The following is a 15,319-nucleotide window of genomic DNA, read 5'->3' as shown; positions in this document are numbered from 1 at the left end:
GGGAATGTCAGATTTACTGCATTTCACGCGGCAATATCTCCATTCGATGACGAGCGCGAGCGCTGGAGCCATCATGGGGTTTTCCGGCAATTGGCGTCGTCTTCGGCGCATTCGCCGAATCCCACCACTTGCACCGTGATGATCGATGGGGTGTCGGTGACAGTTGCCGGACGCTTGGCGAGATCGCTGGCGGCATCGGCCACCGCAGAGGCTGCATTGGAAGCGCTGCTGAGCGCGCCGGTATTGACGCTGCGCGTACTGCCAACCCCGACCGCGTCGCCCTGGACCTGGATATTGTCGGCGTTGGCAACGAATTGCGAAGCCACCACCAGGTTGCCGGCAGTGCGAATGCCGGCATCACCTGCGTCGACGGTACCGCGCGGCGCAACCAGCACGGCGTTTCCGCGCGGATCGCCGGGATTGAGTTGCAGCGTGGCGATGCCCGCACCGCTCACCTGTCCGCTGGCATCGAGCATGCAGAACTGGTCCTGGTCGCACAGATAGCGAGCGCGGGCGCGCTCGGCACTGGTCTTGCTGCCCTTGCCGGCGTTGATGTCGCCATTGGAGCTCCACACCGTCAGGTTGCCGCCGCGCTGGGTGAAGATGCGGCTTTGCGCCAGCAACACGTCGGCATCGGTGAACAGGCCGATCTCGCCCTGGCCGACGGCCAGAATGCCTTGTTGCGCCGGGCCGATCAGCATGTTGCCCTGGCCGTCCACCACGCTCGGCGGGGCCAGCACGCTACCGATCTGCATCTCGCCGCCCGGACCGAGTACACGGATGTCGCCGCCACGTTCGGTCTGCAAGGTCGAGCCGCGCATGTCCAGCGTACCGGTGCGCACGCGTGCCGTCGCGCCGTTGGCGCCGCCTTCCAGGTTGTTGCGCGTATAGCCCAGACTTGCCGGGAATAGCAGGTCGATCGCCGCGTAACCGCGTGCGTACTTCTGGAAATCGGCACTGGCGGGATTGGCGTAGCCTTCGCCAACCTGTTTGAGCACGTCCAGAAAGACGCGCTCGGTCAGCAGCCTGCGGGTGTTGGCCGGCAATTGGGTGAAGGCCTGCCAGGCATCTGCAGCGCTCATCGCATCTGTACTGCCGATGTCGGCCTGTACCGTCGAGGATGGGGCGCTTGCAACCATGTCTTGCGCATGCAGGCGGCTGAAAGCGAGCAACCACTGCTGGTAGGTGGCGTTGCTGTGTGCGCTGGACGGGTCCAGATACTGCGCGGCGAAGGCATCGGCCTGTTCGCCATTGGCAACGCCGTAGCGCACTACCAGGTCCGCCCCCTCGCTGGGCAATCCGGTGTTGCTGCGGTTGCCGGTCGTGCGGATGCCGCCGGCATTGCGGTCGTTGAGCAGTGCCGCGCTCAGCGCTTCGTTTGCCGAGGTGAGCGGCCCAAGATTGCGCCCGGCCTGCACTTCGAAGGTGCCCGGGCCTGCCAGTTCCATCCAGCCCCAGCGCACAGCTTCGGTACTGGTGCTTTGATTGGCACCGCCCTGGACCGGGGTGTAGTAGATATCACGGCCGGCCTGCACGCGGGTCACATCGCTCAGCCTGTAGTTCTGCGCCCGCAGGTCCAGGTTGACGATATCGCCGCCGGCGCGCAGATCGGCAGGTGTGGGCAGCTTGACGGTCAGCGGATTGACCATGAACCCGTCCACTGCGTAGCCGCCAACCAGATCGCCATCGCGGCTGTAGAGCCGCACCGGCCGGGTGTCCTGGCGATGCAGGTTGAGCTTGTCGGTTGCCGCCGCAGCGGTGTCGTCGCCGGCATAGGCGCCGGTTTCATCCAGCATCGCCAGTTCGAACTTGCGCCGGCCGCCGATCAAGGTGTCGTCGAACAAGCGGATATCGTCCTGTGCCAGAACCTCCAGCTGTCCTTGTGCGGACGGATACAGCCGGCCGCTGCTTTCGATCTGGATGGCGCCGGCATGCGCGCTGGCGTGCAGCTGTGCGGGCAGGACGCTGTCGAACACGCTGTCGGTGAGAATGGCGCTGTCCGTTCCGCGACTCGGGTCGCGTTGCCCGTTGAAGAACAGCACGCCAGGCAGCTTGAGGGTACCCAGGCGCACATCGCCATTGAGCGCGTCGATGTCGACCGAGGAGCTCTGGCCGTAGTCGGTGGTTGCACGCGTGCTGGCGCCCAGCAGCGGGCCGATGCTGCCTGTGGCGGTGAGATAGGAGGGGTTGACGATGGCGCCAAGCGCGACATCGCCGCCGGCATCCACTGCCCATTGGCCGTCCTGCACCGCCAGCACCGGATCGACTGCGCTGTTCACGGTCCGCGGTGTGCCAGTGATGTCGAAGCCCTGCGCGCTCAACCCGAAGGCGCTGCCGAGGCTGCCGCCGGCGCTCAGGCGGCCTTGCCCACGCGCGATGAAGTAATCGCCGCCCAACACATCGCGCCCTGCCTGGACATCGAGATCGCCGCCGCCATAGGTCTGGCGGCCATCGGCCCGTAGCAGGTAACTGGTGGGCAGTGAAACCGACAGCTCGCGGATATCGCGGCCGGCCTGCACGGCGACATCGCCACCGCTGGCCAATACGCCCTGGGCGAAGCCGCCATAGTTGATCAACCCGGCACGCGGGGTGGTGCCATCGGTGTCCAGCGGATTGCCCACCTGCAACCAGGGCCACCAGTACTGCCCGACATAATTGCCCGCTACCCCGGTACGGCTGCCGTCGCGATCGTAGATCTGGCGGTTGCCCAGGATGTCGCGCCCGGCCTGCAGCTGGATGTTGCCGGCAGCGTCGGCGTTGGCCTGCGCGCTGACGATCTGATCGGCCGCGCTGCCGTCATTGCGCACCAGTGCGACATCGGTGCCGATCTCGCTATCGCCGGCCGGCTTGCCGGCGGTGTAGATGCTGGCCGGTGCATCCGCGTCGGCCAGACGTAGATCGCGTGCGGCGGCGATCTGGATGCTGCCGGTGCCGGTGCGCACCACGGTTGGAAGCAGCAGATCCTTTTGGCCGTCTTCGCGGTAGCGTTGGTGACCATCGAGGACCACGTCCGCGGTGCTTCCGGCGCGCAGCGCATCGGGGCGGATGCCGGAAAAATCTGCGCCGGCGATGAGGCGGTAACTGCTGCTGTCGCCACCGATCAGGCTGGTGGTCGCCATCGGCAGCGGATTGTTGGCGTTGGCCTGCAGGGACGGCGTGTTCTGCGTGGCCGCCGGAAGCAACGCCCCCAGCACCGGTAGCGCCGGTGCGGTGAAGGTGGGCAATGCAAACTCACCCAGCGCGTTGTAGAACGCAGCCAGGTCCAGCACGTAGCGCTCGTAGTTGCTCAGGTACTGCGGGTAGTCGGCAGGCGAGCTCGGCGCCGTTGGCGCCACCGGCTGACCGGGATAGTCCTGCACCGGGTAGCCCAGTTCGGGCGCGTAGTTGGCAATGAACCCGCCCAGCAAGGTGTCGTAGGGCGGGAAGCTGCCTGCCCAGTCCGGCTGCGATTTCTGCAGCATGGTCAGTAACTGCATGTATTGCCCGTAGTACTGCAGTGCCTGTTCCTGGTCCCCTCCCAGGCTGGAGGGGGGCGCGGGAACCAGCCCGTCCAGGGTTGCGAAGAGTTGGTCCTGCCCGAACGCGAGCACCGCTTGATAGCCGGCGTCCGCCGTGGGGTAGGTGGCCTGCGGCCCGCCACCGCCGAAGGGGTTGCCGAGTTGATAGAAGCCGTCGCTGAGGCTGGCCTTGACGATCACGGCCGATTCGGCGCGCAGGCTGATCACCGGTGCGCTGCCGTTGTAGCGGAAATCCAGTTGATTGCGGTTGGCGCCTGCGCCCAGGTTCCAGTTGCTCAGGACGCGAATTTCTCCGCCGTTGATGGCAGGGTCGGGGTTGCGCAGTTCGATGCCCGGGCGTGCACGCAGATTCGGCACATTCGCCAAGCGCTGCTCGAACGTAAAGCCCGGACGCTGCACAAAGCCCATCAAGGTGCCGGGGGTGCGCGCCGCATCGTCGGCATAGCCATAGAATTGCCGATGCGCGAGATTGGCATTGTCGGGGGTGAAGCGGTAGCGGCTCAGGGAATCGGCGATCTGTGCAGGCGTGCTCGGCGCCAGCGCGATCGGCGCGCCGGCCATGTCCGACCAGCTCCCTGCGACCAGATTGCCTTGCGCGTCGTACCAGCCCGCCGGGTCGACGATGCCATCGAAGTGCTTGGCCGCATCGCTGCTGGCGTCGGTGGTGCTCCACACCGCATATGCTTCAAGCCCCACGCTACGCGCGCCGCGGATGCTGGCGCCATCGGCGACGGTGACGTTGACCTCGCCATCGCTCAACAGCGGCGTGCGGATCTGGACATCGCCACCAGACAGGCCACCGGCGCTGCCGCCGGAGACGTCCAGCACCGCAGCGGCACCGATGGCGATGGTGCCTGCCGCAGCGGCCTGCACGTTCTGATAGCCGAACTCCGGATTCAGCGAGCCATCGGCAATGCCGCTGCTGCCGAGCTGGATGCTGCCGCCGCGTTTGTCGGCGGCACTGCCGCGCGCCAGCAGTTGCCCGTCGATGGCGATGCCGTGGCGCCCCCACAAGGCGATGCTGCCGCCCTGGTTGCCGGAGGCATCGATGCGTCCGTCGATGCGCAGATTGCCATTGCCCGCATCGCGGATAGCGGCGGACGCGCCGCCGTCGGCGGTGAGGCTGACGCTGTCGGCACGCAGGCTGTGATCGGCCGACAGCCACAGGTTGCCGCTGCGCGCATGCACATCGATGGCGCCATCGAAACCGCCTGCGGCCAGTTGCGTTGCCAGCGGATCCAGCGCGACCGGGCTGCCCGAGTCCAGTACGAAACGGCCGCCGCGCCCCTGTGCGGCGGTGCCATCGATGCGGCCGGGCAGGGTGACGCTGCCTTGTGCCGCTGCCAGCGTCAGCGTGCCGGCGTCGGCCTGTCCGCTGGCGCCGACGTCGAGCCGGGTGGAAGCATCGGCAGATACATCGCCCTGCGCAGCAGCGAGCGTGATGCTGCCGCCGGGCGTGGCCTGCACGCGGTCGAAGAACGTGTCCGCCACGCCGGCCGCGTCCAGACTTGCGCCGTCGTGCAGGCGCACTGCGCCCTGGTTGCTGCGCAGCTGGATCGCCCCCGAGTTGGCGCGGATGAGCGCGGTGCTGTCGACACTGCCGCCCTGCAACGTGATCCGGCCACCCAGCGGGCGGGCCGGATCGCTGCTGCCTTCGCTACGTGCCAGGCGTAGTGCGCCGGAGGTGACCAACGCATGGTCGGCGCCGGCGTCGGCCAGCAGCAGCGGGGCGCGCAGGTCCACATCCACGGCGCCGAAATCGAACGTGCCACGGTCGCGCACCACCACTTGCTGGGTGGCCTCGATCGCAACCGACCCAAAGCCGGCCAGCTGCTTGTCGCCGCCTGCGAACGCCACTTCTCGCCCTTGCAGGCGCAGCACACCGTCGCCTGCGACCACGCCGGCAGGATCGGCCGCGCTGCCCAGGTTGGACAGGGTCAGCCGGTCGGCCTGCAGGCTGACCGCGCGACCATCGCCGATGAAGCGGCCGGCGCTGAGCGTGAGTGCGTTATCCACGCGCAGATCCAGGCCGCCGGCAAACGCCATGTCGCCATAGCTGTGCAGACCGATCTGCCTGGCCTGCCCGAACTGGGCCAGGCTGGCCGGACCGAACACCAGGCCATCGGCATCGCCGCTGGCCGCTTGCGTATCCAGCCGCACCCGGCCGGCGCTGGCGTCGATCTGCTCACCGCGCAGCACGGCACCAGCGGCAATGGCGCTGGCGCCGGTGGAATCGAGCGTCAGTGCAGCGCCACCCTCCAGGCGCGCGCCGTCGCCGATCTGCAGTAGTGCGTGCGACTGCGCGGCATCGGGCACATTGGCGCGCTGCAGCGCCACAGCCCCCACGCCCGACAGGCGCACCAGCGCACCGTCGCCGCTCTCTCCCGACGGCTGGCCCAGCAACAACGGCGTGGTAGCGCCCGCGCCATTGCCGGCCTGCGCCTGCAACACGCTGCCGGCATCGATGTAGACGCCGCTGCCGCTGCTGTCGCCGCTGGCGGTCAGCAGCAGCTCCGGCGCGCGCAGCGCGCTGTCGGCAGTGTTGCTGACCCGCACGCGTTGCGATGTCACATGCACCCGCGTGCCCGCCGCGGTTTGTTCGCGCACGCCGCCCAGCAACAGGCTGCCGGCATTGAGCGCATTGAGCGCACTGGCGTCGATTCCCACATAGCCATCGCTGGCAACCTGTCCGCTGCCGAGCACCTGCAGCGCACGTGCGGCGATGTCCACCTGCGCGGCGCTACCGCCGCTCGCGGCTGCGGTGGAGAGCGTGGCGCCCAATCCGAGCCGCTGCGTGGCCGCCAGAATCAGCTGGCCACCATCGCGCGGCAATGGCGCTGCCGCGTGCTGCGCGAGACTGGCCTGGGCGTCGAAAAACGCCGTGGCGCGCGTGCTGGTGTATTCCGAATAGCGGCCCCAGGTGGCTGCCGACTGCACCTCGAACAGTTGCGCGCGCGCACTGCGCGTGCCGCTCAAGGTGTCGACGAAATGACCGGCCACCACCGCGGTGCCGTCGGGCGCCAGCAGGTTCTGCGCCGCCGTCGCATCGTTGCTGTCGGGCCGCGCCACCACCCTGAAGGCGCCGGGCAAGGTGGCGTATCTGGCCGGCAGCAGGGTATAGGTGCCGCTGGCCAGGCCGGGCACCCCATCCAGATACACCGCACTCCCGGGTGCCGGTGCGCCCTCCACGCGTTCGAATGGCGCATCGCTGGCAGCCAGCAGCGTTTGCGGGCCGGGCACGATGGCATACACGCGGCGTCCATCCGGATACAGCGGCACCTGCGTGGCCGCGCCGCTGGCATAGCGGGTGTTGCTGGAGGCCAGCAGGTCGCGGCTGCCGCCGGTGCCCGGCACCCACTCGCTGGCCAGCAGATCGCCGCCGCCAGACAGGTCCACGCGCGCGCCGGGGTCCAACGCCACGGTGTCGCCCGCAAGGCGGATCTGTTTCTGTGGCGGTGCGGTCAGCGCAGCCGAGCTGCCCTGCACGGTGCCGTCGTAGCGCCACTGGCTGCCATCCACGGTGGTGCCGTACGGCACCACCGCGCCTTCCAGCGACACCGAGGTCAGGCTGCCGGGCTGCAGGCGAACCTCGTGCGTGGGCGTGGTGGCCCGGTTGCCGAAGACCGCATCGGCCGCGCCGTCGCCGGTTGCCTGCACGCCGAGTATCAAGCGGCCGCTGGGTGCGCGCAGGCGGCCTTCCTGCACGATGGTGGTGGCGTCCATGGCCAGCGTGCCGCCGGCCGATAACGGCAGTGCCGGCATGTCGCCGACCGCCTGCAGATGGATCTGTGTGTCGGCGCGGGTGCCGTTGGCATCCGCTGCGCCCAGCGCACGCACCAGGAACGTCTCGCCGCTGCCCGGATACACCTGCGCGGCGCGCAAGCTCAGATCGCCGGACGTCAGCAGGTCGCCGGCACGCGGGGTGGCGCCGCCGGCGGCGTTCTGCGTATAGGCATAGGCTGCGGGTGTGTGGAAGCGCAGCGCGCCACTGCTGGACAGCACTGTGTGGCCGATGCCGTCGAGTGTGAACTGGCCGCCCACGTCGATCTGCTGCGCCTGCACCGCCAGGGTGGTGTCGCTGCCGGCGCGCGGCTGCGCCAGCGTGATCTCGCCAGCGCGCTGCAGGCGGTAGCCGGACAAGCCCACGTACGCAGCGCCGAGATCGACCCGGCTGCTGTCGGCCAGCAGCGAGAAGTCGTTCGCATCGCTGCGCAACAGCGCATAGGACGGCGCGTTGAACTGCAGCGCCCGCGATAGCTGCAACGACACATCGCCGGCAAATCCGATCGGCACCAACGGCCGCGCTTCGGTGGGCGCCAGCTCGCCCACCTGCAAGGTATCGATGCCGGCGCCGGCCAGACGGTCGGCGGCGAAATACAGCGGGCCGGGCGTGGCGATTGCCGGTGGTAGCGCACCGGGTTGCGCGGCTTGCTGCAGGCGGCTGTCGTGCTGGGTGAAGATCACGCCGCTGGGTCCGGGCAGCAGCAGCCCGTTGCCGGATTGCAGCTGCAGCGGCTGCAGCGACAAGCTGCCATCGCGTTGCTGCGCGGTGCCGCCTGCGGCCTGGATGCGTCCGTCGAAGAACAGACCGGTGGCGGCGGCCAATGCCAGCTGCCCGCCCGCGCTGCCCACCGTCTGCGCCTGCAGCGGGTCGCCTGCGCCGATCAGCGCGCTGCCGCTTTGCAGGTCGAGCGTGGCGGCGCTGCCGCGCAGGTCCAGCTGGGCGCCTGCGGCGACGACCACCGCGCCGCTGTCGTTGCTGAGCGTGATGCTGCCGCCATCGAGCACGCGGCCACTGCGGGGCTGTACCAGCCCGCGTGCGCTAGGCCGCCACGCCGCCTGCGGATCGAGCAAGGCGACGCCGGACACATCGAGATGGCTGCTGTCGCCGAGCCAGACCGATTTGCCCGGCATTGCGTAGGGCTGGCCTTCGTCGATGTCCGGCGGTGCGGACAGTCCCGAACTGGCCGAGGTGTCGCCAGAAAGCAGGATGCGGCCACCATGGGCTTGGATGCCGCCCAGCACGGTGACCTGGCCGCGCCCACCGAGCCGCACCGTCGCACCCGGATCCAGCAGCAGCTGCGCGCCGCGGTCCAGCAGCACTTGCCCGGTACCACCATCCAGGGTCGGATTGCCGGCGACCCGGCCCAGGTAATCGCCACCGCGCAATGCGAAATCGGTGCCGGGACGATAAAACGGATCCAGCTGGCCCAGCGCGACATAGCCATTGCCGCCGACCTGCGCGGCGCCGGCAAATACCGCGCTGTCGCTGGCCGCGGCGGGCAGGGTCTGCAGGTTGGCGAGCAGGCTGCGTTGGCTCACCCGCACCTGGCTGCCGGCGGCGATGCTGGCATCGTGCTCGGCGGCCAGGTCGTAGCGCCCAAAACTGCCCTGGTCGAAGAAGCCCGCATCCAGATGCAGTACCCGCGCATCGGACGGCGCCTGCCCACCGATCTGCACGCCGAACGCACGCAGGCTCAAGGTGCCGCCACCGGCAAGACTGTCTGCGCGCAGGCTGGCCGGATCGAACTGCAACCGGCCGGCGTCGTCGGCGCGCTGCAGGTCGGCGGTGTAGGTGGGCGAACCTGCGTTCTCGCCGGCCGGGCGTTGGTAGGTCCGCAAGGCGATGTCGCCGCCGTGTCCGAGCGGGCGCCCATCGCTGAGCGGCAGGGTGCCGTCCGGGGCCACATAGCCGCCGCCCGAGGCATCCAGCACTGCACCGGGCGCAATCAGCAGCGAGGCGCTGACGTCGCGGCCTGCCGGCGAGCCCGCATCGCCGATGGCCTGCTGCAGCGCGTCGAGCGTGATGCTGCCGCCATCGATGAACGCCCGGCCCAGCGGATCCAGCGTGAGACGGCGATCGTCGTTGACCCACCGTCCGCTCACGTCCAGGCGCGCGGCAGCGCCCAGCAGCAGGTCGCCGCGCTGCTGCGCGTCCACTGCATCCGGCCGCCAGTCCTGCGGTTTGACCAGCCCGCCACTGCTTTGCAGCGCAATGGTGCCGGACCGCGCAATCAGCGCACCGTCCACTTCGACACGCTGCGCCTGCAATGCAATGCGTCCGCCGTCGCTCACCTGCAGCTGCGCATCCGCATCCACTGCAATCACCGGCGCATTGCCGATCGCCACGCCGTGCAGGCCGCTGTCCTTGAGCATGCTGCCGGACAGCTGCGACCAGAACAACGGGTTGTCGCGTTGCTGGGCATTGCCCTGGCTGCCGGGCAACGCCGAGGTTTGCGTGTCGATCTGCAAACCCTGCGGCATCTGCACCGCGGTATCGACGATCTGCCAGCTGCGTGGATCGCGCGGTGCATCGCCGGACTGTCCGAGCGTGGTGTTGTACAGGGCCGCATCGCTGTTGATGCCGAGCGTGCCGCCTTGCGGCATTTCACCGCTGGCCCGTTGATACCGCCCCGACACCGCGTGGGCGGATATCTCGCCGGCCAGCACCGCCACGCCGGAGGTGCCCAGAGGCCGCCCCAGTGCGATGTTCAATGCACCGCCATTGCCGCCCTGCAGATACTCGCTTTCGTAGAAGCGGCGCGTTCCCAGCAACGGATTGGCGAACTGTTCGCTCACGCCCCAGCGGGTGTGCTCGACCGTTTGCGTCCCGGCGATGCCCAGGTACCGCAGCGTCGGATCGGCGCTGGCCAGGTCGTGCAGGCGGCCATCGGCGCCCAGCAGGCGCGCTGTTTCCACCATGCCGCCTTCGGTACGCAGATAACCGCCATCCAGCTGCACCTGCGCCTGCGGCGCGATCACCAGATCGCGTGCCACGATGTTGACGGTGCCGCCATCGAGCAGGAGTTCATCGATGCCGCGCGGCACCTGGTCCACATAGCCTTGTGCATTGAGCAACGGGCTACCGACCCATGCCTGGCCATCGCTGCGGATGCCGGTCGCACGCCGGTCGAACTGCAACGACTGGCGGAACAGCGCGCCGTCGCGTTGCAGCGGTGCATCGGCCAGCTCGTTCAAGCCCACGCGCGGGATGCGCACCAGGTTGTCCTGCATGGCCTGTTGCACGTTGGCGATGCCGGAGACATCGACCCGCGCACCGCTGTCGATCAGCAATCGGTTGGTGAGGGCAGGGCGGCCACGCAGTTGCGCATCGCTGCTTTCGGCGGCCAGGCTGAACAGGTCCACAGTGCCGCCGGGCGCGAATGTCAGCGATTGCGGCTGCAGATGCATCTGTGCGCCCGCCAGCACCATGCGCGGGCCGACAAACGCCAGGTCCGAGGCGGCGCTGGAGGTCGTGGTTTCGCCATCGTGCTCGGGCAGTGTCGCGGTGACCGATCCAGGCGCCAGCACCAGCGAACCGCCCTTGTAACCGGCCAGATTGTCGCCAAGCTGATTGTCCTGACTGAGCGCCAGCAGCATCACGCTGCCGGGGCGGCTGATGCTGGTGGTGGCCTGCACCAGGCCGCGTTGCTGCACCGAGTAGCCGGCCAGGGTGGCATTGCCACGCGTGGCCGAGACGATGCCGCTGTTGTCCAGCTGGCCGATGCCCGAAAGGTCGTTACCGATCGGCGACAGAAAATTGCCGAAGCCCAACGGTGCGCTGGTTCCGCTGCTGCCAAGCAACTGTTGCAGCTCCTGCGATTGCCGCAGGCCCAGGACTGCAGCCAGTAGCGCCTGTCCGTCCTGCACGGTGACGCTGCCGGCATTGCTGACGTTGGGCGCGGCGATCACGGTATAGCCCTGGCTGCCAGTGGCCAGGCGGGCGCCGGCTTCGATACGGATATCGCCAGGCATGCGCTCGGCGGCCGCCGCGCTGCCGGTCAACACGACGCCGGTCTGGCCGGTGGGACCAAACAGGCCGCGACTGATGAAGGTCTGGTCGCTGAGTGCACGGTTGGGATCGAACAGATCCAGCGACGACACCAGCAGCGAATGCGCATTGATCTGGCTGCCGCCACCGAACAGCACGCCATTGCGGTTGAGTAGATACACCTGCCCGGGCGCCTGGAGACTGCCCAGGATCCTGCTCGGCGCTGCGCCCGGATCGTTGACCCGGTTCAGGGCGATCCACTGCGCGGCCTCGCTGCCACCGGCCGACTGGTCGAAGCGCAACTGCGTGCGGCTGCCGACGTTGAAGGTTTCCCAATTGAGGATGGCCTTCTTCTGGGTCTGGGTGACGGTTACCTGGGTGGTGCCATCGCTGATTTGTTGCGTCGGTGCCCTGGCGCCCAGCCACACGTTGCGCTGGCCAAGCCGTGGGTCGCTTGCCAGCACCGCACCAGGATCGATCTGCACGTTGTCCGGCAGCTGCAAACCGCCGCGCACCAGTCCGTCGGGAACTGCGGCCTGTGCCGCCGCTGCGGCGGCACGCGCCGCGGCCTGCGTGGCGTCCAGCGCCTGGCGCGCCTGCGCTGCACGCTGGAACGCCTGCAACGACTTCTGCGCCAGCGTCCCCGCTGCGGCCGCCTGCGCGCCCTGCTGTTGCACCGCCTGCGCCGCCTGCACGGACGGGTCGGCGCCGCGTCGCACGAACGGGCTGGATTGCGCATGCGCCTGATCGAACAGCGCCGTCGAGATCGCCGCGCTCAACAGGAACACACGCAGGGGGCGGGAGCGACGTTTGCGGGTCATGACAAATCCTTGAAAGCGAGCGTATCAGCGCACTGGCGCGAAGGGAGTGGGGTAGCGTGGTGGTGCAGGGCGTTGTGGTTGCGCGGACCTGCCGTAGGCCTGCCCGAGACGCTGACGCAGTGCAGCCGGGGTGGGCTGGCCGAGTTCGATCGGCGACCCTGTCGCCGGGGTGACCGTCGCCTGGGGTGCCCCGGCGGCACGCGCCGCGGTCTCACGCAGCAGTTGATTCAGGCACGACAGACGGCCCGTGCTGGTCTGCCCGATCTGTACCTCCACGCAAGGCGCGGCGTCGGAGGCTGGGCCTGGCGTAACCGCTGCCTGCGACGCGGCAGCAGCCGGAGCCGCTGCCATCACCGCCATCAACGCAACGCTGACCCGGAGCGATGGCGTCATGGCGCAGCGGTCGTCGACGCAGGTGCCAGGGCACCACCATCCAGGCAGGTGCGCAGTTGCGCGTGGCGCGCATCGATCGTGGATTGCAGGGTATGCACCTGGTTCTCGCGCGCCACCCGTCCCATGCCGAACAGCTCGCGCCCGCGCCCCCGCACAAACCGCACGAACGCCGGGTCGCGATACAGCACCGCAAGTTCCTGTGCGCTGGCGTAGAGCGCATCGCCCTCTGCACTGCAGCGGCTCATCCGCTCGCGCAGCTGCGTACGTTCGGCGGCCAGTGCCTGTTGCTGCTGATGTAGCTGCTGTGCAAGCGCCTGCCGCTGGGCGGCACTGGTCTGCGCATGCTGCGCGCGCTCGGCGGCCAGGGTCTGCCGTTGCTGCTCCAGCTCACGCTGCAACGCCGCCAGGCGCACGCCGTGTTCCGCTGGCGCAGCGGCCGCCGGAGCAGGCCGCTGCGCGGCGTCGCGCTCGCGCTGTGCCGCAGCGGTGGCCAATTGCTGCTGCGCCAGATCGGCTTCGACCTGGCGCAGCCTGGCGCTGGTCTGACGCAAGGCATCGCGTAGCCGCGTTTCGGTCTGCGCCTGCGCCCGTGCAGGCGGCGCTCCACTCCACAGCACCGCAACGACCAACGGAAGCACCCATGCGCGCATGCTCAAAACTCCGCGCTCAGGTCCAGCTGCAACACATCCACCGCATACGGTGGGCCGGAGACTTCATTGGCACTGAGCCAGCGCAACGACAGCCAGGTATTGCGGGCCAGGCCGTAGGCGCCGCCCAGGATCATGCCGCGTGCATTGGTGCCGCCCATGTGGAAGTCCGAGTCGGCGAAGGCATCGGGTACCGCATCCGATTCGAGATAGCGATAGCCGATCGACGCGTTCCATTGCCCGGCCTCGGTCACGCGTGGCTGGCCGACCAGCAGATTGAGCAGATACCCATGGTCGCCACCGTCGAAGACGCCGCCGTTGCCAAGGTTGTTGACCGGCCCCAGCGACCGCACCCGTTGTGCGTTGTAGCGGGTGTTCTTGACCACATCCGCTTCGATCAGCAGCTTGACCGGATCGAACTGCGCCAATTCCAGTTGCGCATGCACATTGGCGATGCCGAACTTGCTGGCGTAGCCGTAGTACTGCAGCTGCGGGCCGCCAGGATTGGCCGGATCGGCGACGATGTTGCGGATGGGCACCAACGTGTTGCCGAACTGCTGGAACTGCGGACGCGAGCCGTCTGCATCGCAGCTGTCGTTGGCCGTCGGGGCGAGGCAGGCACCGGAGCGCTTGCCCTCGAACTGGTCGTACTGGAAATAGCTGAAGGCCATGCGCAGTGCGATGTCCTCGTGCATGCGCCACTGCGCGCCCAGTTCGGCGCCGTAGAGCCACTTGTCGCGGCTGCGTGTCTTGAGCGTGTTGGTCGAGCCGAAGTCCAGATCGGTGTTGTACACCGGGAACACGCCCGCGCTGACATACGGCGCAAAGTCGGCCTGTGGCGCAAATACATAGCGGCCAGCGATGCCATCGAAGTTGATGTCTTCATCGAACACCAGCTCGCTGCTCCAGAACGGATTGGCAAAGCGCCCGAACGACAGGTCCAGATCGCGCATGGGCTGCAACACCAGCGCCGCCCGGTCCAGCCAGATCGGTTCCTTGGCCAGGTTGCCGCCGCCGCCCAGGGTCTGGTTGGTCGACACCGGGCCCCGGTCTGCGCCGGTGACCACGCGGATATCGCCGGTGATCCAGTCGGCGATCTGCGCCTGCACGCCGAGCCGCGCGCGGATGCGCATGCGGCTGCGATTGCGCGAGGTGTTGAGGAACGGCGCATTGCCGGTACCGACCACATCGAAACCCGAGCCGGCATTGATCTCGGTGAAGTCGGGGAAGAATCCGTAGTTGTCGTCAGGATAGAAGATGCCTTCACCGCGCAGACGCAAATCGCCATACAGGCGCAGGCGCTGGGTCCATTCCGGCAACGCGCCCGGCGCGGCCCAGCCTTCGCGCTTGGCCTGGGCGGTGACTTCGCTGCGCAGCTCGTCCTTGATCTGCGCGCGCACCGGTTCGGGCACATACGGCACCACGATCGCACCCGGCTGGGTCTGATACGGCACGCTGGCTGGCGGCGTGACGTCGGCGGTCACCGTGGTGGCCGCCTCCTGGATCAGCGCATCGGCCTGCTCGCGTGTCATCACGCCCTTGGCCACAAGCAGGTCGATCAAGCGCAGCGTCACCTGCGGACTGATGCGCGCAGGATCCACCGCGCCGGCGGCCTGCGCCATGCACATGCCGGGAACGGCGATCATCGCAAGCAGACACAGTGCAAGGCGGGTATGGCGGCGTGGTGGGAACGGAGCAGTCATGCACGAGCTTCCTGAAAGAGGGGAACGTCAACCGGGTGCGAGCGCGCCGATACGCAACTGGATCGGCTGCGGGAGATCGGCAGGAGGGGGCTGGGGCAGGGGCTTGTTCTGCAACGCCTGTGCGATGGCCGCATCCAGTTCGGGCGTGCCGGCAGAGGCGATGACCCGGGTGCGCGCGATGCTGCCGTCGCTGTTGAGCCACACCGCCACCGTGGCGCGGTAGCGCCCCTTGCGCGTTTTCTCGTCGCGCTGCAACAGCATCTGCACGGCGCGCTGCACCGATGCGGCATACGCAGCGAACGGGCTGCCGCCGCCACCGCCACCGCCGATACGGGTGCCTCCGCCATCGCCTGCCTGCAGGCCGAACGGGTTATCGCCCGGTCCGGCGGCGGCAGTCAGTGGATCGCCGGGCGGCGCCTGCGCAGGCTTGGGTGGTGACGGATCCGGCGTGGCCATCGGTTTGTCC

The 15,319-nt window shown here is 68.5% G+C and carries 5 protein-coding genes; all 5 read right to left on the bottom strand.

The genetic code is table 11. The features are described from left to right. Positions 1-71: 71 nt before the first annotated feature. A complete protein-coding gene (locus Y887_RS06585) occupies positions 72-12,110 on the bottom strand; it encodes a filamentous hemagglutinin family protein (protein ID WP_046963582.1) in 12,039 nt (4,012 codons plus the stop codon). A gap of 24 nt (positions 12,111-12,134) precedes the next feature. After that, entirely contained in the window at positions 12,135-12,503 is a 369-nt protein-coding gene (locus tag Y887_RS20155; RefSeq protein ID WP_157004318.1) for a hypothetical protein, read from the bottom strand. Next, positions 12,500-13,153, bottom strand: a complete 654-nt coding sequence (locus Y887_RS06580) for a hypothetical protein (protein WP_046963581.1) — start codon at positions 13,151-13,153, stop codon at positions 12,500-12,502. Before Y887_RS06580 ends, Y887_RS20155 begins: the two co-directional genes overlap by 4 nt. A 2-nt stretch (positions 13,154-13,155) precedes the next feature. After that, positions 13,156-14,853 carry a putative porin gene (locus Y887_RS06575; protein ID WP_084725952.1) on the bottom strand — a complete coding sequence of 566 codons (1,698 nt, stop codon included), beginning with the start codon at positions 14,851-14,853 and terminating at the stop codon, positions 13,156-13,158. A gap of 27 nt (positions 14,854-14,880) precedes the next feature. Next, positions 14,881-15,319: TonB family protein (locus tag Y887_RS06570; RefSeq protein WP_157004317.1), on the bottom strand; the 439-nt coding region annotated here is incomplete at its 5' end.

This window comes from Xanthomonas pisi DSM 18956 (assembly GCF_001010415.1).
Classification (GTDB): Bacteria; Pseudomonadota; Gammaproteobacteria; order Xanthomonadales; family Xanthomonadaceae; genus Xanthomonas; species Xanthomonas pisi.
This window is presented reverse-complemented; position numbering and strand designations above follow the sequence as displayed.

Coding starts and splice junctions, on each gene's coding strand:
- Y887_RS06585 (WP_046963582.1), bottom strand. CDS start 12,110: ATGACCCGCAAACGTCGCTCCCGCCCCCTGCGTGTGTTCCTGTTGAGC.
- Y887_RS20155 (WP_157004318.1), bottom strand. CDS start 12,503: ATGACGCCATCGCTCCGGGTCAGCGTTGCGTTGATGGCGGTGATGGCA.
- Y887_RS06580 (WP_046963581.1), bottom strand. CDS start 13,153: ATGCGCGCATGGGTGCTTCCGTTGGTCGTTGCGGTGCTGTGGAGTGGA.
- Y887_RS06575 (WP_084725952.1), bottom strand. CDS start 14,853: ATGACTGCTCCGTTCCCACCACGCCGCCATACCCGCCTTGCACTGTGT.